The organism is Haloferax sp. S2CR25 (assembly GCF_031624535.1).
Taxonomy (GTDB): Archaea; Halobacteriota; Halobacteria; order Halobacteriales; family Haloferacaceae; genus Haloferax; species Haloferax massiliensis.
Genome location: NZ_JAMQOO010000004.1, coordinates 212,603 through 233,180, shown reverse-complemented (window position 1 = coordinate 233,180; position 20,578 = coordinate 212,603). Strand labels below are relative to the sequence as shown.

The 20,578-nt window shown below is 67.6% G+C and carries 24 protein-coding genes and 2 tRNA genes; 15 read left to right on the top strand and 11 right to left on the bottom strand.

All coding sequences use genetic code 11. The features are described 5' to 3' along the window. Positions 1-53 precede the first annotated feature (53 nt). The 3 genes from NDI65_RS12170 (at position 54) to NDI65_RS12160 (ending at position 2,117) form a co-directional block, all read left to right on the top strand. Positions 54-356, top strand: coding sequence for a hypothetical protein (locus NDI65_RS12170; protein WP_042665842.1), 303 nt, complete (start codon positions 54-56; stop codon positions 354-356). A gap of 88 nt (positions 357-444) precedes the next feature. Beyond that, on the top strand, positions 445-1,401 hold the full coding sequence (kdgK1, locus tag NDI65_RS12165; RefSeq protein ID WP_089779349.1) for a bifunctional 2-dehydro-3-deoxygluconokinase/2-dehydro-3-deoxygalactonokinase: 957 nt from the start codon (positions 445-447) through the stop codon (positions 1,399-1,401). A 71-nt stretch (positions 1,402-1,472) separates the two neighbouring features. Then, positions 1,473-2,117, top strand: coding sequence for a DUF6663 family protein (locus tag NDI65_RS12160; RefSeq protein WP_089779352.1), 645 nt, complete (start codon positions 1,473-1,475; stop codon positions 2,115-2,117). A 39-nt stretch (positions 2,118-2,156) separates the two neighbouring features. On the opposite strand, the gene NDI65_RS12155 is transcribed toward NDI65_RS12160, so the two are convergent. Further along, on the bottom strand, positions 2,157-2,324 hold the full coding sequence (locus NDI65_RS12155; RefSeq protein ID WP_167344134.1) for a hypothetical protein: 168 nt from the start codon (positions 2,322-2,324) through the stop codon (positions 2,157-2,159). A 152-nt stretch (positions 2,325-2,476) separates the two neighbouring features. Then, entirely contained in the window at positions 2,477-2,974 is a 498-nt protein-coding gene (locus tag NDI65_RS12150) for a hypothetical protein (RefSeq protein ID WP_042665845.1), read from the bottom strand. A gap of 262 nt (positions 2,975-3,236) precedes the next feature. Here NDI65_RS12150 and NDI65_RS12145 point away from each other — a divergent pair, with 262 nt between their 5' ends. From NDI65_RS12145 to NDI65_RS12105, 9 genes are all read left to right on the top strand, one after another. After that, positions 3,237-3,662, top strand: a complete 426-nt coding sequence (locus NDI65_RS12145) for a CopG family ribbon-helix-helix protein (RefSeq protein WP_004970423.1) — start codon at positions 3,237-3,239, stop codon at positions 3,660-3,662. Between the two features lie 73 nt (positions 3,663-3,735). Continuing rightward, positions 3,736-4,002, top strand: coding sequence for a glutaredoxin family protein (locus NDI65_RS12140; protein WP_089779354.1), 267 nt, complete (start codon positions 3,736-3,738; stop codon positions 4,000-4,002). A gap of 70 nt (positions 4,003-4,072) precedes the next feature. Beyond that, a complete protein-coding gene (locus tag NDI65_RS12135) occupies positions 4,073-4,492 on the top strand; it encodes a hypothetical protein (RefSeq protein WP_089779357.1) in 420 nt (139 codons plus the stop codon). Positions 4,493-4,502: 10 nt separating this feature from the next. Further along, complete coding sequence (locus tag NDI65_RS12130) at positions 4,503-4,685, top strand: hypothetical protein (RefSeq protein ID WP_089779359.1); 183 nt, start codon at positions 4,503-4,505, stop codon at positions 4,683-4,685. A gap of 108 nt (positions 4,686-4,793) precedes the next feature. Next, the gene (locus NDI65_RS12125; RefSeq protein WP_089779361.1) at positions 4,794-7,607 is read left to right on the top strand and encodes an aconitate hydratase; all 2,814 of its coding nucleotides are present in this window, start codon (positions 4,794-4,796) and stop codon (positions 7,605-7,607) included. 158 nt (positions 7,608-7,765) lie between these two features. Further along, complete coding sequence (locus tag NDI65_RS12120; RefSeq protein ID WP_089779363.1) at positions 7,766-8,215, top strand: DUF6069 family protein; 450 nt, start codon at positions 7,766-7,768, stop codon at positions 8,213-8,215. A gap of 304 nt (positions 8,216-8,519) precedes the next feature. Then, positions 8,520-9,332: a hypothetical protein gene (locus NDI65_RS12115; RefSeq protein ID WP_089779944.1), complete on the top strand. Its 813-nt coding sequence runs from the start codon at positions 8,520-8,522 to the stop codon at positions 9,330-9,332. Further along, positions 9,329-9,763 carry a metal-dependent transcriptional regulator gene (locus NDI65_RS12110; protein WP_089779364.1) on the top strand — a complete coding sequence of 145 codons (435 nt, stop codon included), beginning with the start codon at positions 9,329-9,331 and terminating at the stop codon, positions 9,761-9,763. Before NDI65_RS12115 ends, NDI65_RS12110 begins: the two co-directional genes overlap by 4 nt. Before the next feature lie 109 nt (positions 9,764-9,872). Then, positions 9,873-10,040 (top strand): hypothetical protein, encoded by a 168-nt coding sequence (locus NDI65_RS12105; RefSeq protein ID WP_004970437.1) that lies wholly within the window; start codon positions 9,873-9,875, stop codon positions 10,038-10,040. A gap of 150 nt (positions 10,041-10,190) precedes the next feature. On the opposite strand, the gene dpsA is transcribed toward NDI65_RS12105, so the two are convergent. After that, a complete protein-coding gene (gene dpsA, locus NDI65_RS12100; RefSeq protein ID WP_089779366.1) occupies positions 10,191-10,721 on the bottom strand; it encodes a DNA starvation/stationary phase protection protein DpsA in 531 nt (176 codons plus the stop codon). Between the two features lie 420 nt (positions 10,722-11,141). Between dpsA and NDI65_RS12095 the strand changes: the two genes are divergently transcribed. Next, positions 11,142-11,822, top strand: a complete 681-nt coding sequence (locus NDI65_RS12095; protein ID WP_310893687.1) for a hypothetical protein — start codon at positions 11,142-11,144, stop codon at positions 11,820-11,822. A 45-nt stretch (positions 11,823-11,867) separates the two neighbouring features. Here the strand turns inward: NDI65_RS12095 and NDI65_RS12090 are convergent, their stop codons facing one another. The 4 genes from NDI65_RS12090 to NDI65_RS12075 all read right to left on the bottom strand — a co-directional run bounded on the left by NDI65_RS12090 (position 11,868) and on the right by NDI65_RS12075 (position 16,310). After that, positions 11,868-13,019, bottom strand: coding sequence for an ABC transporter ATP-binding protein (locus NDI65_RS12090; RefSeq protein WP_089779370.1), 1,152 nt, complete (start codon positions 13,017-13,019; stop codon positions 11,868-11,870). Positions 13,020-13,136: 117 nt separating this feature from the next. Next, on the bottom strand, positions 13,137-14,081 hold the full coding sequence (locus tag NDI65_RS12085; protein ID WP_310893686.1) for a carbohydrate ABC transporter permease: 945 nt from the start codon (positions 14,079-14,081) through the stop codon (positions 13,137-13,139). After that, entirely contained in the window at positions 14,078-15,121 is a 1,044-nt protein-coding gene (locus NDI65_RS12080) for a sugar ABC transporter permease (RefSeq protein WP_089779373.1), read from the bottom strand. The genes NDI65_RS12085 and NDI65_RS12080 overlap by 4 nt, the downstream gene beginning before the upstream one ends. Before the next feature lie 31 nt (positions 15,122-15,152). After that, complete coding sequence (locus NDI65_RS12075; protein ID WP_089779946.1) at positions 15,153-16,310, bottom strand: ABC transporter substrate-binding protein; 1,158 nt, start codon at positions 16,308-16,310, stop codon at positions 15,153-15,155. A 568-nt stretch (positions 16,311-16,878) separates the two neighbouring features. Between NDI65_RS12075 and NDI65_RS12070 the strand changes: the two genes are divergently transcribed. Further along, positions 16,879-17,241 carry a hypothetical protein gene (locus tag NDI65_RS12070; protein WP_139043121.1) on the top strand — a complete coding sequence of 121 codons (363 nt, stop codon included), beginning with the start codon at positions 16,879-16,881 and terminating at the stop codon, positions 17,239-17,241. Positions 17,242-17,373: 132 nt separating this feature from the next. Here NDI65_RS12070 and NDI65_RS12065 read toward each other — a convergent pair. Further along, positions 17,374-17,448: transfer RNA gene (locus tag NDI65_RS12065), tRNA-Ile, on the bottom strand. 97 nt (positions 17,449-17,545) lie between these two features. Then, positions 17,546-17,618, bottom strand: a tRNA-Asn gene (locus NDI65_RS12060). Between the two features lie 136 nt (positions 17,619-17,754). Here NDI65_RS12060 and cca point away from each other — a divergent pair. Continuing rightward, a complete protein-coding gene (cca, locus tag NDI65_RS12055; protein WP_089779378.1) occupies positions 17,755-19,134 on the top strand; it encodes a CCA tRNA nucleotidyltransferase in 1,380 nt (459 codons plus the stop codon). Here cca and NDI65_RS12050 read toward each other — a convergent pair. Beyond that, a complete protein-coding gene (locus NDI65_RS12050) occupies positions 19,113-20,132 on the bottom strand; it encodes a histone deacetylase (RefSeq protein ID WP_310893685.1) in 1,020 nt (339 codons plus the stop codon). The two genes, cca and NDI65_RS12050, sit on opposite strands and share 22 nt — an antisense overlap. Continuing rightward, positions 20,132-20,563 carry a histone gene (locus tag NDI65_RS12045; RefSeq protein ID WP_310893684.1) on the bottom strand — a complete coding sequence of 144 codons (432 nt, stop codon included), beginning with the start codon at positions 20,561-20,563 and terminating at the stop codon, positions 20,132-20,134. Before NDI65_RS12045 ends, NDI65_RS12050 begins: the two co-directional genes overlap by 1 nt. Positions 20,564-20,578: the final 15 nt, after the last annotated feature.

Genomic DNA, 20,578 nt, shown 5'->3' with positions numbered 1-20,578 from the left:
GAAGCGATAGCATCGGCGAGGATTCAAGTCCGGGCACCGAGACGGTGGAGGCGATGAACCCGCTGGTCTTTCTGGGCATCTGCTTCGGGCCGCTGGTGCTCGTCGTCTCGTACCTCTTCACCGCGGCGACGGGGCCGAGCGTGCCGCCGTGGGCCGACGCGGTCGGGCAGGCGATTCGGCTCTACGGGACGGCGGCCGCCGTGGTCGTCGGGCCGCTGGCGCTCCACGTCGACCGACTCGACCTCGCCCGCGAGAGCGACTGGGTTCCCTCACCCGTGTACTACCTCGTGGCGGTTCCGTTCCTGAGCATCCCCATCGCGTTCATCTACCTCGTCAGACGGTTGACCTCCGCGTGACCCGGCCGGGAGGGCGGCCGAATCGACCGCGGGCGCTTCGTTCGACGGCAACGCCGGAGGTTTATATCGCGCCCGCGAACGGCCTCTCATGACCGCATTCGTGACCTTCGGCGAGACGATGCTTCGGCTGTCGCCGCCGCGTGGCGAGCGACTCGAAACCGCCCGCGAACTCGAAGTGCAGGCGGGCGGCGCGGAGAGCAACGTCGCCGTCGCCGTCGCCCGACTCGGACGGGACGCCGCGTGGTGCTCGAAGCTCCCGGACTCGCCGCTCGGCCGGCGAATCGTCGGCGAACTCCGGAGCCACGGCGTCGACACCGACGGCGTCGTCTGGGCCGACGACTCCCGACAGGGGGTGTACTACCTCGAACACGGGGCGGCCCCGCGCCCGACGAACGTCGTCTACGACCGCGCCGACGCGGCCGTGACGACGCTGGAGACGGACGAGTTCGACCTCGACGCCGTCCGCGACGCCGAGGTGTGCTACACGACCGGCATCACGCCCGCGCTCTCCGAGACGCTCCGCGAGACCACGGCCGACGTGCTCGACGCGGCGCAGGACGCCGGGACGATGACCGCCTTCGACCTGAACTACCGGACGAAGCTCTGGTCGCCCGACGAGGCCGCCGAGGCCTACCGCGACCTGCTCGGTTCTATCGACCTGCTTTTCGCCGCCGAGCGCGACGCGGCGACCGTCCTCGGGCGCGACGGCGACGCCGAGTCCGTCGCCCGCGGACTCGCCGAAGACTACGACATCGAGACTGTCGTCGTCACCCGCGGCGAGGCGGGGTCGCTCGCGGTGTCCGACGGCGCGGTGTTCGAACAGGGCGTCTACGAGGCCGAGACGTACGACGCCATCGGCACCGGCGACGCCTTCGTCGGCGGCTATCTCGCAAAGCACCTCGGCGGGGGAAGCGTGGCCGAGTCGCTGGAGTGGGCCTCGGCGACGGCGTCGTTCAAGCGGACGGTCGAAGGCGACATCGCCGTCGTCAACCCCGAGGACGTCGAGCGCGTCGTCGCCGACGAGGGCGACGGCATCTCGCGGTAACGCCGACGGGCGTCCCGACGACCGGACGGCCGACCGGCAGGCGTATTTCCGTCCGCCCAGTAGCCGCGGATATGGAGGTCACGACGGCCGGCCGGTTCCGGGTTTATCGCAGTCCGCGCGACGGAGACGAACTCCTCTTGCTCGAACTCCCCGACGAGCGTATCGACTGGACCGACCCGGCCGTCGAGACCGACGCCGACGACGCCTACTCGCCGACCTACGTGCCGCAGACCGGCTACGGCGGCGACCTCGCCGAGCGCGTCTCGGCGCTCGAACCCGGCAACGAAATCGAGGCCACCCTGCGCTGGGAGGACGGCGACCCGCGCTTTGCGGCCGTGACGGTCCGCGACCGGACCCGCTTTCGGTTCGTCGGGGCCGCGACGGGGCTGTTCGAGGCCGCCCGCGAGACGTGGCGGGCGACCGGCGACGGCGAGGCCATCGGCTCGCGCGTCACCTACGGCACCGACGGCGACCCGAACGCCGTGCTCTACGTCTTCGCGAAACAGCCCGGCGCGCGCGACCTGTTCGACGAGTTCGGCGACGGCGTCGTCCCGCTGGACCCGCTTTTGGACCGCCTCGACGACGAGACCGACGCGCCGGACGCGCCCCGCGAGGTGTTCGTCCTGCGCCCCCTCGACGAGGAGTTCGTCCTCGTCGCCATCGCGCTCGACCGCGAGGGGCTGTTCGCGCGGACGATGCGCGACACCTACTGCTGACGCCGCGGTCGCCGCCAACTCCCGCCGCGACTCGCTCGGTCACGCGGGGCCGTCGTCGGCGTCGCTCGACGCGCGGGACCCGCACTCGGAACACCGGTAGACGGTTCGCCAGCCGCCGCCGGTGACGTACCGCCGCCGAAACGAGTGTCTCGCGCCGCACTCGTCGCAGACCGTCGGCGGCCCGTCCGGGTCGTCCGAGTCGTGCATACGCCGAGTCGTGGCGGAGACGACCTAACTGTCACGCCGGCGGGCGTCGGCGTCCCCGTCGTCTCCGAGCGTCGAGCGGTCGAAAGGGAGTCCGGCCGGTTGCGAAGGGCGGGGGACGGGAAATCGACAGAAAAGCGGGGCGACGAAGCGCGTCAGCGCTCCTGTGACCAACGCTGGTAGACCGCCGAGCCGCCGAGGACGGCGAAAACGAGCGCGGCGAGGGCGGGCGCGCCGACGTTCGAGACGACGGGGACGCCGACGACGACGGCGATCATGAGGACGATACCGAGCGCGGCGAGGGCGGCGTAGTACTCGCTCCACGAGAGTTCGCCCTCGGGGACCACTTCCATGTAGACCGTCACGTCGCCGGCCTCGGCCAGCGAGACGACCTTCGACTCCTCGTCGTAGGTCACGATGTCGAGCTCGGCGAGCTTCGGGATGTGGGTCTGTTGCAGCGAGACGTAGGCGCTCTGTCGGATGTTTCGCGGCGGCGGCGACTCCCCGGTCTCGGCTTCCGCGATGCGCTCCGAGAGTTCTCGGAGGGTCAGGTCGCCGCCTTGGAGGAACTCGATGGCCATCCGACGGCGGTCGTTACTCAGTACCTCGTGAATTCGCGTCTCGGAGAGTCCGGGTTCGGATGTTGTCGCCATACGAGGATTCGATCGATTTGTGACTGGTCGCTTCTCCTATATCAACAGTTCGCCTCCGGTATCTGAATCGAAAACGCCGACGGCGGCAGAACACCCGGACGAAACCCCCGTCAGCCGCGGTTTCGACGCGAATCGGCGACCGATATCCGCGGCGGGGTCGGCCAACAGATACATCAGGCACCGTTCCCCCGTCGCGGCGCGAGCGAAGACGATTCGGGGAGCGATACGAATCTTTAATAGGATTACCCATCGGAGTTAATATATGACCGTCGTCAGCGTCTCCATGCCGGAGGAGCTTCTGGAACGAATCGACTCGTTCGCCGGCGAGCACGGCTACACGGGGCGAAGCGAGGTCGTCAGGGAGGCTGCCCGAAACCTCCTCGGCGAGTTCGAAGACAAGAAGCTCGAAGACCGCGAGCTGATGGCCGTCGTCACCGTCATCTTCGACTACGAGACGACCGCCGTCGAAGAGCGGATGATGGGCCTGCGACACGAGTACGAGGGCCTCGTGAAGTCGAACTTCCACAACCACGTCGGCAACCACTACTGCATGGAGCTGTTCGTCCTCGAAGGACAGCTCTCGGACATCTCGACGTTCGTCGGGAAGATTCGCGCGACCCGCGACACCCTGAGCGTCGACTACTCGGTGATGCCGGTCGACGAGTTCACGGGCATCGTCGAGGACTGACGGTTCGGGACAACCGCCGCCGGGGACGACGCCGACGAGAAGACTCAACAGGCCGCGGCGACGACATCCGTCGATGAGCGACGCCGTCCCCATCGTCATCTACACGCGCACGGAGTGCCACCTCTGCGACGAGGCGGAGGCGACCGTCCGCGACGTCGCCGAGGAGGCGGACGTCCCGGTCGATATCGACCTCGTGAACGTCGACGCCGACGACGAACTCCGCGAGACGTACGGCGAGCGCGTGCCGTACGTCTACGTCGACGGCCGACCCGCGTTCAAGTTCCGCGTCGACGCCGACCGGCTCAGGGAGAAACTGACCGCGGCGCGGTCGCTCGACTGAATCGACGGGACGGGAGGTGACGGAGCGAAACGGGCCTACGCCTATCACCTCGGCGCGCCTTTTGGTACGCATGGAAGCTGATAGACGACTCCTTCGAGGGGCGCGGGAGCGGCTCGACGGGTGGACGTACACGGCCCGCGACCGGGCGTACCGCGAGCTGTTCGCCGGGGACGACGCCGCCGTCACGTCCGAGGAGCGACAGCTTCTCGACGAGGTGGACGCGGAACTCGCGGGCGACGGCGACGACGGGCTCTGGGGCACGGACGAGTACGCCGTCGTCATGGGACATCCGAAGAACCACCCGATTTCGGTCGTCTGCACCCGACACCCCGAGATTCCGGCGTCGTGGTCCCGGGGCGGCGAGAGCCTGACCGAGCCGGAGCGAGAGCAGTTCAACGACCTCCTGTGGGACTACTGCGAGCGCGTCCGCCGGTACGTCCAAGACGAGGTCAACGAGTTCGTCGGCGTCGCGGGCGTCCCCGAGGAGTAGTCCGAGGGCGATGCGCGTCATCCACCCGGCGGGCCGCCGTGCCTGTTATCGCTGCGGCGAGCGCGCCGACGTGGTCGTCGCCCGCGGCCACGACCTGCGGTACAGCTGTTGGGACTGTTCGTACGCGCTTCTCGAACACGGCGGCGTCATCGTCGCCGGCGAACTGGGGAAGTCCCACCCGCGGTCGCCGTGAGCCGCGGCCCCCTGTAGATGGTACCGTTCTGCCCCTCCGTTCGCCTCGATTCCGACGACGTGAGAACGAGTCCCGCATTCAAGCCCGCGGAGACCCTAACGGTCGACGATGAGCGACGTAGATACGCTGGACGCCATCCGTGAGTTCGAACACGGCGGAACCACGTACAAGATGGCGGACCTGACCGTTCTCGAAGAACAGGGCCTCTGCGAACTCGACAGGCTGCCGGTGAGCATCCGCATCCTGCTGGAGTCGGTGATTCGGAACGTCGACGGCGACATCGTCACCGAGGAGGACGTGCGAAACGCCGCCTCGTGGGAGCCGGACGTGCCGAACGTCGAAGTCCCGTTCACGCCGTCCCGCGTGGTGCTACAGGACCTGACGGGCGTGCCCGCGGTCGTCGACCTCGCGGCGCTCCGGTCGGCGGCCGACCGCGCCGGCAAGGACCCGAGAATCGTCGAACCCGAGGTTCCGTGTGACCTCGTCATCGACCACAGCGTGCAGGTCGACTTCTTCGGCTCGCCCGACGCCTACGAGAAGAACGTCGAGTTGGAGTACGAGCGCAACGCCGAGCGCTACAAGGCGCTCAAGTGGGCGCAGAACGCCTTCGACAACTTCAGCGTCGTCCCGCCGGGGACGGGCATCGTCCACCAGGTGAACCTCGAACACCTCGGGCGCGTCGTCCACGACCGCGAGTGGCGCGGCGACCGCTGGCTCCTCCCCGACACGCTCGTCGGCACCGACAGCCACACGCCCATGATAGGCGGCATCGGCGTCGTCGGCTGGGGCGTCGGCGGCATCGAGGCCGAGGCGGCGATGCTCGGCCAGCCCATCACGATGAAACTCCCCGAGGTCGTCGGCGTCAGACTCGACGGCGAACTCCCCGAGGGCGCGACCGCGACCGACCTCGTGTTGCACGTCACCGAACAGCTCCGCGAGGTCGGCGTCGTCGACCGGTTCGTCGAGTTCTTCGGCCCCGGCGTGGGGAACCTCTCGGTCCCCGACCGGGCGACCATCTCCAACATGGCCCCCGAACAGGGGTCGACCATCAGCGTCTTCCCGGTCGACGAGGCGACGCTGGACTACCTCGAACTCACGGGCCGCGAGCCCGAACACATCGAACTCGTCCGCGAGTACCTCGACGCGCAGGGCCTCTTCGGCGAGCAACACCCCGAGTACACGGAGACGGTCGACGTGGACCTCTCGGCGGTCGAACCGAGCCTCGCCGGGCCGAAGCGCCCACAGGACCGCGTCCCGATGGGCGACATGAAGACGCACTTCCGGAAACTGCTCCACGGCGAGTTCGAGGAGGTCGTCGACGACGTCGACGAGGAGGCCATCGTCCGCTGGCTCGGCGAGGGAGGCGACGGCGGCGACGGCGAACTCGCGGGCGACGGCGGGACGCTGACCGAGACGCCCGAGGCGGCACCCGAGGAGCCCGACCTCGGCGAACTGACGAAGCGCGTCGAGGTCGACCTCGACGGCGAGACGGTCGAAATCGGCCACGGGAGCGTCGTCGTCAGCGCCATCACGTCCTGTACGAACACCTCGAACCCCTCGGTCATGGTCGCCGCGGGCCTCCTCGCGCGCAACGCGCTGGAGAAGGGCCTCGACGTGCCCGACTACGTCAAGACGAGCCTCGCGCCGGGGAGTCGCGTCGTCACGGAGTACCTGAAGAAGGCCGACCTGCTCCCGCACCTCGAAGCGCTCGGCTACGACGTGGTCGGCTACGGCTGTACCACCTGCATCGGCAACGCCGGGCCGCTCCCCGAACCCATCGAGAACGCCATCGACGAACACGGCCTGTGGACGACGAGCGTCCTCAGCGGCAACCGCAACTTCGAGGCGCGCATCCACCCGAAGATTCGCGCGAACTACCTCGCCAGCCCGCCGCTCGTCGTCGCCTACGGCCTCGCCGGGCGGATGGACATCGACCTCGAAACCGACCCGCTCGGAACCGACGACGACGGCAACGCGGTCTACCTCGCGGACATCTGGCCGGACGCCGACGAGGTCCGTGAGACGATTCACGACAGCGTCGACCCCTCGATGTTCCGCGAGAAGTACGCCGAGGTGTTCGAGGGCGACGAGCGCTGGGAGGCGCTCGAAGCGCCGACCGGCGACGTGTACGACTGGGACGACGAGTCGACCTACATCCGCGAGCCGCCGTTCTTCACGGAGTTCCCGCTGGAGAAACCCGGCGTCTCCGACATCGAGGACGCCCGCTGTCTCCTGACGCTCGGCGACACGGTGACGACCGACCACATCAGCCCCGCCGGGCCGTTCGGGTCGAAACTCCCGGCCGGCCAGTGGCTCATGGACCACGGCGTCGACCCCGTGGACTTCAACACTTACGGCTCCCGCCGCGGGAACCACGAGGTGATGATGCGCGGGACGTTCGCCAACGTCCGCATCGAGAACCAGATGCTCAACGACGTGGAGGGCGGCTACACGATTCACCACCCGACGGGCGAGGAGACGACCGTCTTCGAGGCGAGCCAGCGCTACCGCGAGGAGGGGACCCCGCTCGTCGTCCTCTCGGGCGTCGAGTTCGGGACCGGCTCCAGCCGCGACTGGGCGGCCAAGGGCACGGACCTCCTCGGCGTTCGCGCCACCATCGCCGAGAGCTACGAGCGCATCTACCGCGACAACCTCGTCGGCATGGGCGTCCTCCCGCTCCAGTTCGAAGACGGCGACTCGTGGGAATCGCTCGGCCTCGACGGCTCCGAGCAGTTCGACATCCGCGGCCTCGACGACGGCCTCGAAGTCAACGACGAACTGACCGTCGTCGCCACGAGGGACGACGGGACCGAAATCGAGTTCGACGTGACCGCGCAGGTCGGGACGCCCGCCGCGGTGACGTACGTCGAAAACGGCGGCATCCTCCACTACGTGCTCCGTCGCCTCCTGACCGAGAACTGAGTCGGGGAGGCAGTCGGCAGGCCGAATCGGGGAGGTGAACCGGGCAACTGAGTCGGGCCGACGCCCCGACCGGTTTCGACCCGCGTGTCGGACTCACGGAGCGTCACGAATCGCCGAAGACGCGTAGATTCTTCACCCGGCGCGTGCTACTTACTAGCATGGCAACCGTGACACCCGCGGTCCGCCCGACGTGGACGGACCTCACGCGTCGCGGGCTTGCGACCGCGGCGGTCGCGGCCGTCGCGAACGCGCTCCTGTTGACGCTCGTCCTCGAAACGGGGCTCGTAGAGCCCTTCGCGCCGCTTTCGTACCCGCCGGTCGTGCTCTTCTCGGCCGGCGGCGCGGTCGGGGCGACGCTCGTCTACGGGCTGTTCACGGGGCGCGTCGCCGACGCGGACCGGACGTTCGTCAGGGTCGCCGGCGCGGTGCTCGTGGCGTCGTTCCTCCCCGACATCGGACTCCTGTACGCCGACCCCGGCGCGACGGTGCCGGGCGTGGTCGTGCTGATGGTAATGCACGTCGTCGTCGCGGCGGTCTGCGTGGCGTCGCTCACTGAACTCGGCTGGGGCGTCCCGAAGGGAACCCGCCCGGACGCGACCGAGGAGTGACCGCCCGACCGCCGGCGTCCGGCCCCGACTGCACCGCCGCGAACCGACCGTGGCGACGCGGTCGGTGCCCCGTCTGCCACCGTGCGACCACTCTTTAGGATAGCCTAAAAACCGAAGACACTATGTTGTTTTAGGCCGCCCTAAAGAATATGGCCGACAAGGAGTCCCAACGGTCGTCGGGACCGAACCGACGCGGCGCGCTCGCGTGCGGCGGCGGAACCGCCGCGGGTGCGTGTTGAACATGCGCGATTGTCTCGGCGGCGAGACCACCGGGTCGGGCGCGCCGGACAGACGGGGCGCGGACGTGGCTGGTGACGAGGCCGCGGGCGTCCGAGACGCGCTGGGCCGCGTCGAGCGCGAGCGCGAGCAGGTGCTGGCGAAGCGGCGGGCCGTCGAGCGGTTCGAGCGGCGCGTGCGAAAGCTCGCCGCACAGTCGGCGCGCCCGCCGGCGGACACCGCGCGAGCGACCGCGTGCGGGACGACATCGACGCCGACGCCGACCCGGCGAAACGCCGACGCCGGCGCGGGACGGCGACGGGTCCGCGAACTGTTCGCGGAGACGATACGCGCCCACAGCGTCGCCGACGGGGACGAGTCCGAACCGCTCTCGGTGACGATTCGCGAGGAGTTCGGGCCGGAGGTCGCGGCGGCGCTCGATTCCGACACGGGAGGGCGGTTCACGCCGGCGGTCAAGGAGGCGGTCGTGTCGGCGGCGACGGACCGGAAGCGCGGCCTCGACGGGATGCGGCGGGCGCTCGACGGCGAGGAGCGGTCGCTCCGGGCGGCGCTCGCCGTGCTGGACGAGTGCGAAGACTGGCTGACCCGGGCGGACGAGACGCCGCTTTCGGCGCTGGGGTTCGACGCCCTCCGGCGGCGTCACGAGACGCTCGCCGACCACCGCGAGGCGTGCGACAGACTGGTCCGCGAGCGACAGCGGCGTCTCGACGGGGCGACCCACCAAACCGCGGCGGTCGAAGTCGACCACCGACATCTCGCGGCGTACCTCTACGAGGACCGCGCGACCGACTACCCGGTCCTGACGGCCGCGGTCCGCACGAGCGGCGTCTGCGCGGACTGTCAGCGAGCCGTCCGCGACCACCTCGTCCGCCGCGTATGATCGGCGCGCCGCAGTACCTCCTCACCCTGTACATCGCCGAGCGGGAGGGCGGCGAGGAAGCGCCGATTTCGCCGGGATACGTCGCCGACGCGCTCGACCGCTCGCCGCCCGCGGCGACGGAGCGCCTCCAGAACCTCGACGCCAAGGGGCTCGTGGACTACGAGCCGTACGAGGGCGCGACGCTCACGGCTGAGGGCCGCGACGCCGCCGCGGACCTCTACGACACCTACCGGACCCTCTCGCGGTTCTGCCGGGACGTGCTCGGCCTCGACGACCACGAAGACGAGGCGATGCAACTCGTCGGAAACGTCAGCCGGACAGTCGCCGAGCGCCTCGCGGCGACGCTGCTCCGCGGCGAGGCCGACCACGACGAGGCGGACGGGAGCACCGAGACGAGGTCGCAGTCGTCGCCCGACACGCCCGCGAGGTGAACGGCTCGACACGGACCGACACCGAATCTGTGGTTTGTCAACAATTAGCACGGCAAGCGCCGAATCAGAACCGCACCCTTTTTGTTTTAGGTTTCCCTAAAGTCTCGCAATGGCCGCTGGTACGCAGTCGAACTCTGAATCCGCGTCGGAGCCCGACCGACCCGACTCCCCCGAGATATCCGTCTGCAAGGGCGGGCCGGGGAAGTCGGTGTTCATGGAGTCGGGCAACAGCGACGGTTGGATTTCGAGCGACGTGACCATCGACGTGACGCGATAACGCCCGGCGTGACGCGGTCCCGTCCTGTTCGGGGGGCGCTCGGGATGCGAGCGCGGCGAGTCCAGTCGCTACGCGTCGCGGGAGCGTTCGCGAGAAAAGGGTCGGCCGTCGGAACGGGAACCGCGTCCTCCGACGCGTCGGCGGCGACGCTTACTGAACGAGCGTGTCGTCTTCGAGGTAGTGGTCGATGACGTGGGCGTGTTCTTCGATTTCGATGAGTTGCTCGCGGAGCATGTGCGCCGTCGCGTGGTCGCCGAGACCCGCGGCGAGTTCGATGTGCTCGCGGTAGCTCTCGATGATGTCGCCGTACATTTCGAGGTCGTTTTCGAGCGACGTGCGGATGTCGTAGACGTCCTCGTCCTCGGGTTCGACGGTCGCGGCCTCGCTCAGCGCGGGCATGCTGGCGTGGGGGACGCCGCCGATGGACTGGAGGCGCTCTGCGATTTCGTCCGCGGCCTCCTCGACTTCCTCGTAGGCCTCCTGAAGGAACTCGTGGAGGCGGAGGTGTTCGGCACCCTCGACGTTCCAGTGGTGCTTGTGGAGCTGGTGGTAGAGGACGTACGCGTCCGCGAGGTCGGTGTTCAGCGCTTCGATGATCTGTTCGGCCTTCTCGGTGTCGAGACGAACCGGGTTGTCGCCGACGCTGCCTGCTTCCTTGAGGACTGACTTCTGTGTGCTCATCTCGACTGGTAGTTGGGGCTGGGGACACTTAATACTTATCCGAGAACGAACAATTTTTCGTGTCGCCTAAAATCTCGTTTCGTGAATCTCGCCAATTGCTTCTAAAGCGGCGAATAGAACGTGCTAAGCAGGCGCATGGGGACGAACGGTTCGGCTGAGATATTCCGGTCTCACCGAATCACCTACCAGATTCAGTATATTATTTTCGACCCCGCGGTCGACGCGGACGAGGTCGCGGTTTCTCGAATCCGATTCGGTCGTAAACGTATCGTGTGTTCCCCCGCTCGGGGCCGACTAGTCGTGCTATCAACACCCTTTTGCGCGGTGCCGTCGAGCGAACAGCCGTGTTCCGATCAGTGACCAGCGCGGCCGACGACTCGCCGACGCGCGGCGTCTCCGACCGCACGCGGGGAGCGTGACGTGTTCGTCGACGCCCTCCGGTACCCGTTTGCGGACCGCACGCGAGTGGACGGCACCGCGACGTGCCTCGTCGCGCTCCTTCTCGCCGGGACGCTCTTCCGCCTCGCGGCGCGACTCTGGCCCGACCTCACGCTTCTGGCTCCGGCGCTGCTCGCCGTCGCCCCGCTTCTCGCCTTCTTCGGCCTCCTCGGCGGCGTGCTCGCCGGCGACGGCTTTCCCCCGTTGGCGACGACCGAGACGCTCAGACTCGCCGGGCGAGTGGTCGGCGTCGCCGCCGTCTACCTCCTCCCGGCCGCGGTCACTGTCGTCGCCGTCGGCTACGTGACCGCGACCGGCACGGTTCCGGCCGTGCTGAGCGGCGTGACGACGGCGATGCTCGCCACCGTGGCGCTGCTCGTCACGGTCGTCTGCGCGTATCTCCTGCCTGTCGCGACCGCCGTGAGCGTCCGCGAGGGACTCCGCTCCGGGCTTCGGCGAGACGCCCTTCGCGGAGCGGCCTCGGGCACGTACTTCCTCGCGTGGGTGGGCGGGGCCGTCCTCGTCGTCCTCTCGTGGAGCGCGCTCGCGGCGACGATCGCGCGGAGCGTCGCCGCCCTCCTGGCGCTCGCTTGGTGCGCGTACGCCCACGTCGCCGCCGCGGCGCTCATCGCCGAAGGCGTCGACCGGACTCACCCCTGGTGAGAAGCGGCGCGCGACCGAACGACGGGAAAAGGAGTGCCGGTCCGCTCAGCCGAGGTCGATCTGCTGTGCGGCTTCCTCCATCGACCGATTGTGGAGCGCCTCGCCCGTCTTCCGGTCGAAGAGGTGAATCGCCTCCTCCGGAATCTGCGCGACGACCGTCTCGCCCGGACTGATGCGCGTGAGGCCGTCCGTGGTCGCAACCAGCGTCCCTGCGGTCTCGGGGTCCGCGTCGGGGTCGAAATACAGGTACAGCGTGTTCTCGTCGCCCATCGGTTCGACGACGTCGACCGCCATCTCGAAGTCGTGGTCGCCGCTCGCGGCGTCGACGAGTTCGACTGACTCGGGTCGAATCCCGAGGACGAGGTCGGTCGCGTCGCCGACGTCGTCGCGTATCTCAGCGCCGACCGGGTACTCGAAGGAGTCCCCGACCAGGCGGTCGCCTTCGAGCGTCACGTCGAAGAAGTTCATCGACGGCTCGCCGAGGAAGCTCGCGACGAACTGGTTTGCGGGCTCGTGGTAACACTCAAGCGGCGTCGCAATCTGCTGGAGTTCCCCGCCGTCGAGGATGGCGATTCGGTCGCCCATCGTCATCGCCTCCGTCTGGTCGTGGGTGACGTAGACGGTCGTGACGCCGAGGTCGTCCTGCAGTCGCTGGAGCTCCGTCCGCATCTGCGCGCGGAGCTTCGCGTCCAGGTTGCTGAGCGGTTCGTCCATCAGGAACACCTCGGGGTCGCGCACGATGGCGCGGCCGAGCGCGACGCGCTGCTGTTGGCCGCCCGAGAGGTCGCTCGGCTTCCGGTCCAGCAGGCTCGGGATGTCGAGCAGGTCGGCCGTCTCCGAGACCATCCGGCCGATTTCGTCGTCCGGGAGGTCCGTCGACTCCTCCAGTCCGAACGACATGTTCTGACGGACGGTCATGTGCGGGTACAGCGCGTACGACTGGAACACCATCGCGATGTCGCGCTCCTGAGAGGGGACGTCGTTGATGACGCGGTCGCCGAGCGAAATCGTGCCCGACGTAATCGACTCCAATCCCGCGATCATCCGGAGCGTCGTCGACTTCCCACAGCCCGACGGACCGACGACGACGAGGAACTCCCCGTCGTCGATGGACATCGAGATGTCGTCGACAGCGACGATTTCCTCGTCGCCGTCCCGGAACGTCTTCGTTATCGAATCGAGTTCAAGCGTTGCCATATCTCTGAGTAGGTATCGTTGGTGAGCTGTCGGTTCCGCGCCGCGACGAGCGCCTCCGGCGGCCGCGGTCGCCGTGCGAGACGGCCTCGACGGCGGTCACGTCGCAGTGCCGACGCGTCACGCGGCCACCCCCTCGGCGAACTCGTCGCCGAAGAAGATGTACACCGCGAGCGTCGGGAGCGCCGCGAAGAACGCCCCGGCCATCCGGAGCGCGAAGTCCTGTCCCTCCATCGAGGTGCCGAGCCCCGCGAGGATCAACACGACGGGGGCCGCGGGACTCGACTCCGTCGAGACGAGCACCAGCGTGAACAGGAGGTCGTTCCAGATCTGGGTGAACTGGTAGATGAGGACCACGGCGAACATCGGCCCCGAAAGCGGGAAGACGATGCGTCGGTACACCCGCCGGAGCGTCGCCCCGTCGAGGCGCGCGGACTCGATCATCTCCTCGCTCATCGTCTTGTAGTACGTCCGGAACAGCAGCGTACAGATCGGAATCCCGTAGGCGACGTGGGTCACCACGAGTTCGACGATGCCGACGTAGTCGTTCGGGATGCCGAGCGCCCAGACGAACGAAAGCAGGTCGGTGAGCTGAGCCCACTGCGACCAGAACTGCGTCAGCGGCACTAGCACGGCCTGGTACGGGATGAAGATCCCCGCGATGATGAGCGCCAGCACCAGCGCCTTGTACGACTGCTTCCAGTCCGGAATCGTCAGCCCGTACGCGGTGATGCTCCCGACGAACGCCGAGATGATCGTCGCGGGCACGGCGTACAGCATGCTGTTTCCCATCCCGCGCAGTAGGGCTTCGACCGCGGTCTGCCACTTCGCCAGTGTGAACCCGGACGGTCCGGGCGGGGCGAACGGCGCGGTCTGGACGATAGCGGTCCCGGTCTTGACCGACGTGACCAAGCCGGACTCGATTGGGACGAGATAAAACCCCGCCGCCAACAGCAGGACGACGTACAGGCCGGCGTCCTCGATCGTCATCTGACCGACGTTCCGGCGCAGCCGGGTCGTGATCGTCGCAGTTCCGCCGTCCGTTCGAAGCGTGTCGTCTTTCATAGGTTGTTCCTCCGGTATTCGTAGACGAGGTACGGGCCGATGACGCCGAGCGCCATCGCAAAGAGGACGATTGCGATCGCCGCGCCGTACGCCCAGTTGAGGTTCGCATACGCCTCGCGGACCATCTTCGTGGCCAGGATGTCGGCACCGTTCGGCGGCCGGTAACCGCCGACCAGAGAGTAGAGGAAGTCGAACGCCTTCATGCCGAACACCATCAACACGACGGCGGCGCTTATCGTCGCGCCCTTCAACTGCGGGATGATGACCCGCCAGTACATCTTCAGCGTCGACGCGCCGTCGACCTTCGCCGCCTCGTAGTGCTCGTCGGGAATCGCGCGGAGCCCCGCGAGGTACACGACCATCGCGTACCCGGAGAACTGCCACATCAGCGCGAAGATGACGGCCCAGAGGACGATGTCCTGATTGCCGAGCCAGCTAATCGGGCCGAGTCCGAAGACGCCGATGACGCGGTTGGCAATCCCGTTGTTGAAGTTGTAGATCCACAGCCAGAACTGAGCCGTCACGACGAACGAGAGGCTCATCGGCAGCAGGTAGATCGTCCGGAACGAGTTCTCGAACCGGATTCCGCGGTCGATCAGAATCGCTAGTACGAGACCGACCGCGAGCGTCCCGACCGTGAACGCGACGAGCAGTATGAACGTGTTGACCGCGGCGTCGATGAACCCCGAGTCCGCGAGCGCCCGCGTGTACATCTCGAAGTCGAGGTTCGAGTAGTCCGGCGCGTTCGCGAACCGCTGGTAGTCGGTCAGCGAGATGAGGAAGTTCCAGATGACCGCGCCGTAGACGAAAAGCCCCATCAGCAGGAACGGCGGGACCCAGAAGATCGACGATTCGAGGAAGTCGCTCCCGAACCGCCCGTCGATTCCCGAGGCGAGGCGGTCCAACACGCCCGACTCGGACCCCGAACTCCGGGAGTCCTCGTTCACGACGCCACCGTCGGTGCGGACCTCGTCGCGCTCGCCTTCGTCACCGTCGACCCGCTGCTCGTCGCCAGAGCTGGGGGTGATCGCGCGGCGCACTCGTTGATAAAAATTTGACATTTCTTAGGGTTCAGTTCGAGACCGCGTCCAGGAACCCCTGCGTCGCGGCATCGACGTTGTACGGTCCGGTGAACTCCGAGGAGATGACTTCGTTGAGCGCCGTCATCGTCTCGGAGGGGACGCCGAGGCCGTGCTGGAGGTTCGGCGGACGGTACTCCGCGTTGGCGAAGTCCTCGGCGGTCTCCTGGAGGTACGGGCCGAACTCGTCCATGCTCACGTCGGTCCGCGTCGGGATCGAGCCCTTGTACTGGTTGAACGCAATCTGCGCCTCGGGGCTGCCGACGAACGCCGACCAGGCCTTCGACGCCTCCGGCGTCGGGTTGTCGGCCGGGTAGAGGAACGAGTCCATGTGGAGCGTGTACATCCCCTCCGTGCCGGGGAACGTCTTGAAGCCCCAGTCTTCGCCGTAGTCGAAGTTCTCGGCGTTCCGGAACGCGCCGGCCGCCCAGTTGCCCTGGTGGATGAACGCGGCGTTGCCGTTGATGATGTTCTGGTTCGACGAGGTGAGGTTGAGCGAGGCCGCGTCGTCGGAGATGTAGTTTTCGAGCATCTCGGCGGTCGTCTCGAACGCCGAACGAACCGCGCTCTCGGAGGCCTCACCGTTGAGGAAGTCCATGTACGGCTGGTAGCCGTTCACGCCGAGCATCACGGCGCCCCACAGCTGCGTCGTCGTCCACGTGCCGGACATCGCGTGAGTCATCGGCACCGCGTCGGTCTCGCTTTGCACCGTCTCGAACGCGTCGATGAGCGCCGAGGGGCTGTTCAGGGACTCGACGTCGATGCCGGCCTCTTCGACGACCGAGACGTTGTAGAACAGGCAGTTCAGGCGGTGGGAACCCAGCGGGACGGCCCGGTAACTGCCGCCCTGCTTGTGGAGTTCGACCGCCTCGTCGATCATGACTTCCTCGAAGTTGTTCTCCTCCCAGACGTCGTCGACGCTGCCGAGGACGCCCTCGTAGCGGAGGAGGTTCGGGCCCGGCCAGTTGGCGAACGAGCCCGGCGGGTCGTCGCTCTGGAGCCGGTTCGCCACGACCGCGTCGAGGTTCTGATTCCCGCCGCCGCCGATGGGGTTCATGTCGAGGCCGACGTCGGGGTAGGCCTCGTTGAACGCCTCTTCGAGCGCTTCGGCCGCCGCGGCGCCGTCGCCGCCGGTCCAGCCGTGAAGCACCTCGACCGGGGCGCTATTACCGCCGTCGCCGCCGTCTTCACTGGTACCGCTGTCGCCGCCGTCGCCACCCGCTTCAGTAGTACTGCCGTCGCCACCGTCGTCGGAACCACCGCCGCCGGAACAGCCGGCGAGCCCCATCGTCGCGAGCGCTCCCGCGCCGGCGACGTACTGGCGCCGACTGAGTCGGCTATCATCAGACTGGCTATCGCGTGACATGCATGAAAAATATCGAACCCATCGTACTTAACGATTGATATTCATTTACTCGGGATAATAGTAAAAATTCTCAGACGGAGCTAATCATCGAAATTCTGGAGGTAGACGCCCGCAAGCGCCGTCTATCGAGTCCGGGTGTGATCGCCGTCCTCCCGCTGTGTAGCTCGTCCTCGCCATCAACTACGAACGCAGAGCCAGTTGGAACTGTGAAGTCGACCGGAACCGAAATAAAAGCTGTGAGACCGGTAGTCGCGTCAATCCTCGTCTCGGCCGTCGAGGCCCCGACGCGGGGTGCTCCGACTCGACCGCGGCCACGGACAGGAGAGATATGGTTCGACACCGACCGATGGCTATGGCAATCGTCGCGGAAATCCTCCTGCGGTCGGAGTTGCTCCCCCTGGTCGGGCTAGCTCGGTCGCTTCCGAACCGGGAGGTTTCGCTCTCGCAACTGATTCGACTCGACGACGCGAGACACCTCCTCATGGTCAGTGTCGAACCGGAAGCGAAGGCGGCGTTCGAGGCAGAGGTCGACGCTCAACCGGAAGTCGCCGACGTGGGGTCCTCGCGCATCTTCGCCGCGCGCTCAGCGCGGTCAACGAGACACCACGCTTTGCAACTGCCGCAGTGGTATCGAACGTACCGCCACAGGTGCGTCGCTCGACGAGCCTGCGACATCTACCGAACACCCCCGGCTAAAGTTATCGCCCGACGGTAGCCCGGTCCGTAAGCAGAGCTTATGGAATTAGGATTTTTGCGCGTTCTGAGATTTCGCGGAAACGGCGAATGTAGGCGCGTTAGGGTCCGTAGTGTGCCTTTTCCATCATCAACAAAACGGCTAAAATCATTATGGGCCCCATGGGGTTCGAACCCATGACCACCCGGTTATGAGCCGAGCGCTCTGACCAGACTGAGCTAGGGGCCCTCGGTCGATTCTTTCCCGTCGTCCCTCTTATGTCTTATCAGAAGCCGTCGCCGGCGAACCGGAGACGAACCGCTCGTCGGCGCGGGAAACTGAGAAGCGCCACCGCCAGGACTCGAACCTGGGACAACCTCGTTAACAGCGAGGTGCTCTACCAACTGAGCTACGGCGGCTTTCGTCTGCACTCTCTCGTATTCGATGTTTCTTGATAGGGCTTTCGTTTCTGCCCGACGGCTGGCGAATGCCACCGCCTGACGCGGTCGCACGAGCACCGTCACGCTTTCGCCCGCCCGCGGGGAACCAGCGAGCATGACGAACTCGGACCTCGCCGCGGTCGTCGCCGCGGTCCGCGAGCGCATCGACCCCGACGAGGCGGAGCGTCGGGCGCTCGCAGACGCGGCGGCGGCCCTCGAATCGCGCGTCCACGACGCGCTCGCGGACCTCCCGGTGGACGCCGACGCGCTCCAAGTCGGCAGCACCGCCCGCGGCACGTGGCTCTCGGGCGACCGCGACATCGACCTGTTCGTGCGCTTCCCGGCCGACCTCGACCGCGAGGAGCTCGAACGGTACGGCCTCGAAGTCGGCCACGCCGTCCTCCCCGACGGCCACGAGGAGTACGCCGAACACCCCTACGTGAAAGGCGACTACGACGGCTTCGACGTGGACCTCGTCCCCTGTTACGACGTGCCGTCCGCCTCGGACATCCGCTCGGCGGTCGACCGGACGCCGTTTCACAACGCCTACCTGACAGAGCGCCTCGACGACGACCTCGCGGCGGACGTGCGCGTGTTCAAGCGCTTCCTGAAGGGAATCGGTGCCTACGGGAGCGACCTCCGAACCGAGGGCTTCTCGGGCTATCTCGCCGAACTCCTCGTCGTCGGACACGGCGGCTTCGAACCGCTGCTCCGGGCGGCCGCCGATTGGAGCCCGCAGGTCGAGTTCGACCCGGAGGACCACGGGACGCGGCGTTTCTCGGACCCGCTCGTCGTCATCGACCCGACCGACCCCGAGCGGAACGTCGCCGCGGTCTGCTCGGCGGAGAACGTCGCCCGACTCCAGCACTACGCCCGCGACCTGCTTTCTGACCCGCGCGAATCGCTGTTCTTTCGGCCCGACCCGCCGGCGCTCGACGACGACGACGTTCGGGACCACCTCGACCGCCGCGGGACCACGGCCGTCGCCGTCGTCTTCGACTGCCCGGACCTCGTGGACGACCAGCTCTACCCCCAGCTCAGAAAGTCGCTGACCGGCGTCGCCGACGGCCTCGACAGGCGCGGCTTCGACGTGTTCCGGCGCGCGACGTTCGCCGACAGCGACGGCGAGGGGCAGGGCGAGGCCGTCCTCTTCGCTGAACTCTCTGTCGCCGAGCGCCCGGCGGTCGAGCGCCACGAGGGGCCGCCGGTCCACGTCCGCCGGCACGCCGAGGGATTCTACGGCGCGTACGAGGACGGCGACGACCACTACGGGCCGTTCCTCGACGGCGACCGCTACGTGGTCGAGCGGGGCCGGGAGTTCACCTCGGCGACCGACTTCCTCGAAAGCGACGCGCTGTTCGACGTGGCGCTCGGAAAACACGTGGAATCGACGCTCAAAGAAGACGGATACGACGTGCTCGTCGGCGACGACGTGGCCGCGCTCGCCGAGTCGTTCGGTGCCGAGTTGGGTCGCTACTTCGCGCCGAGGCCGTGAGCGGCGCGCACGTCGTCGACTAGCTCGACGTTCTTCTCGTCGGGGTCTTCCTCGGGGTCCATGGCGATGCGGCCGTCGAACGTCTCGTGGACGGTCGCGACGCCCTCGGAGAGCGTGTCGAGGCCGTAGCCGCCTTCGAGGACGAACGCGATGGCGGCGTCGGTCGCCGCACAGAGCTCCTGGACGCACTCGGTGAGCATCGCGTAGCCCTCGGTCGAGACGCGCATCCGCGAGATGGGGTCGTGGCGGTGGGCGTCGAAGCCGGCGCTCACGATGAACAGGTCGGGGTCGAACCGCTCGACGGCGGGCGCGATGGCCTCGTCGAACGAGTAGACGTAGTCGGCGTCGCCCGCGCCGGCGTGGAGCGGCACGTTGAGGGTCGAACCGTCGCCGTCGCCGTCGCCCTCGCCGGTCTCTTCGACCTCGCCCGTACCGGGGTAGAGGCCGTCCTCGTGGATGGACGTGTAGAACACGTCGCCGCGGTCGTAGAAGATGTCCTGCGTGCCGTTGCCGTGGTGGACGTCCCAGTCGAAGATGGCGACGCGCTCGGCGAGACCGTCGTCGATGACCGCCTGCGCGGCGACGGCGGCGTTGTTGAAGAAACAGAATCCCATGGCGTCGTCCTCGACGGCGTGGTGACCCGGCGGCCGGCCGAGCGAGAACGGGGTGTCGCGGCCGTCGTCGCCGTCGAGCGCGGCGTGGGCGGCCCACTCCGCGAGACCGGCGGACGTGAGCGCGGCGTCCCACGACGCCTCGACGGCGACGGTGTCGGGGTCCCAGTTGCCGCCGCCATCGAGACAGAAGTCGTGGAACTCGTCGACGTAGCCGTCGTCGTGGACGGCCGCGACGGTCGATTTCTCGGCGGGCGGGGCGTCGACGTACTCGACGCCGTGGCGCTTCGCCAGTCCGCGCCGGATGGCACGGAGTCGGTCGGCCGTCTCTGGGTGCCGCGGCCCGGTGTCGTGGTCGAGACACGTTTCGCTGTAGCCGAATTGCATTATTCGAAGAGGGAGAAGTAGGTCTCGATGTCCTCGGATTGGACCGTCCGCCGGTCGGCGTGATGGGCGAGTTTGACGGCGGCGCTCGCAACGTTGACGGCGTAGTCTTCGAGGATATCGGCCAGGGCGATTCGAGCGCCCATCGCGACGCGGTAGCGGTCGTCGATTCGGAGGCGAGCGATGCGGTCGATGGGGGCGATAGGGAGGGAGAGTTCGTCGCGGTCGACGACCTGTTGAACGCCGAAGTCCTCGGCCATCAACGTCTTGCGACCGTCCGCCGTCGCCCGGTCGGCGGCGTCTATCGCGAGTTCCGCGCCGCGGTCCTGAATCCGGCGGGCGAGCGCCTCGGCGGCGCCGGCGCTCACTCGCAACTCACCTGCGTTCTGCCGGATAATCGCGTCTACCGGGGCGAACGGTAGCTCGACACTCATACCCACATATCGGGT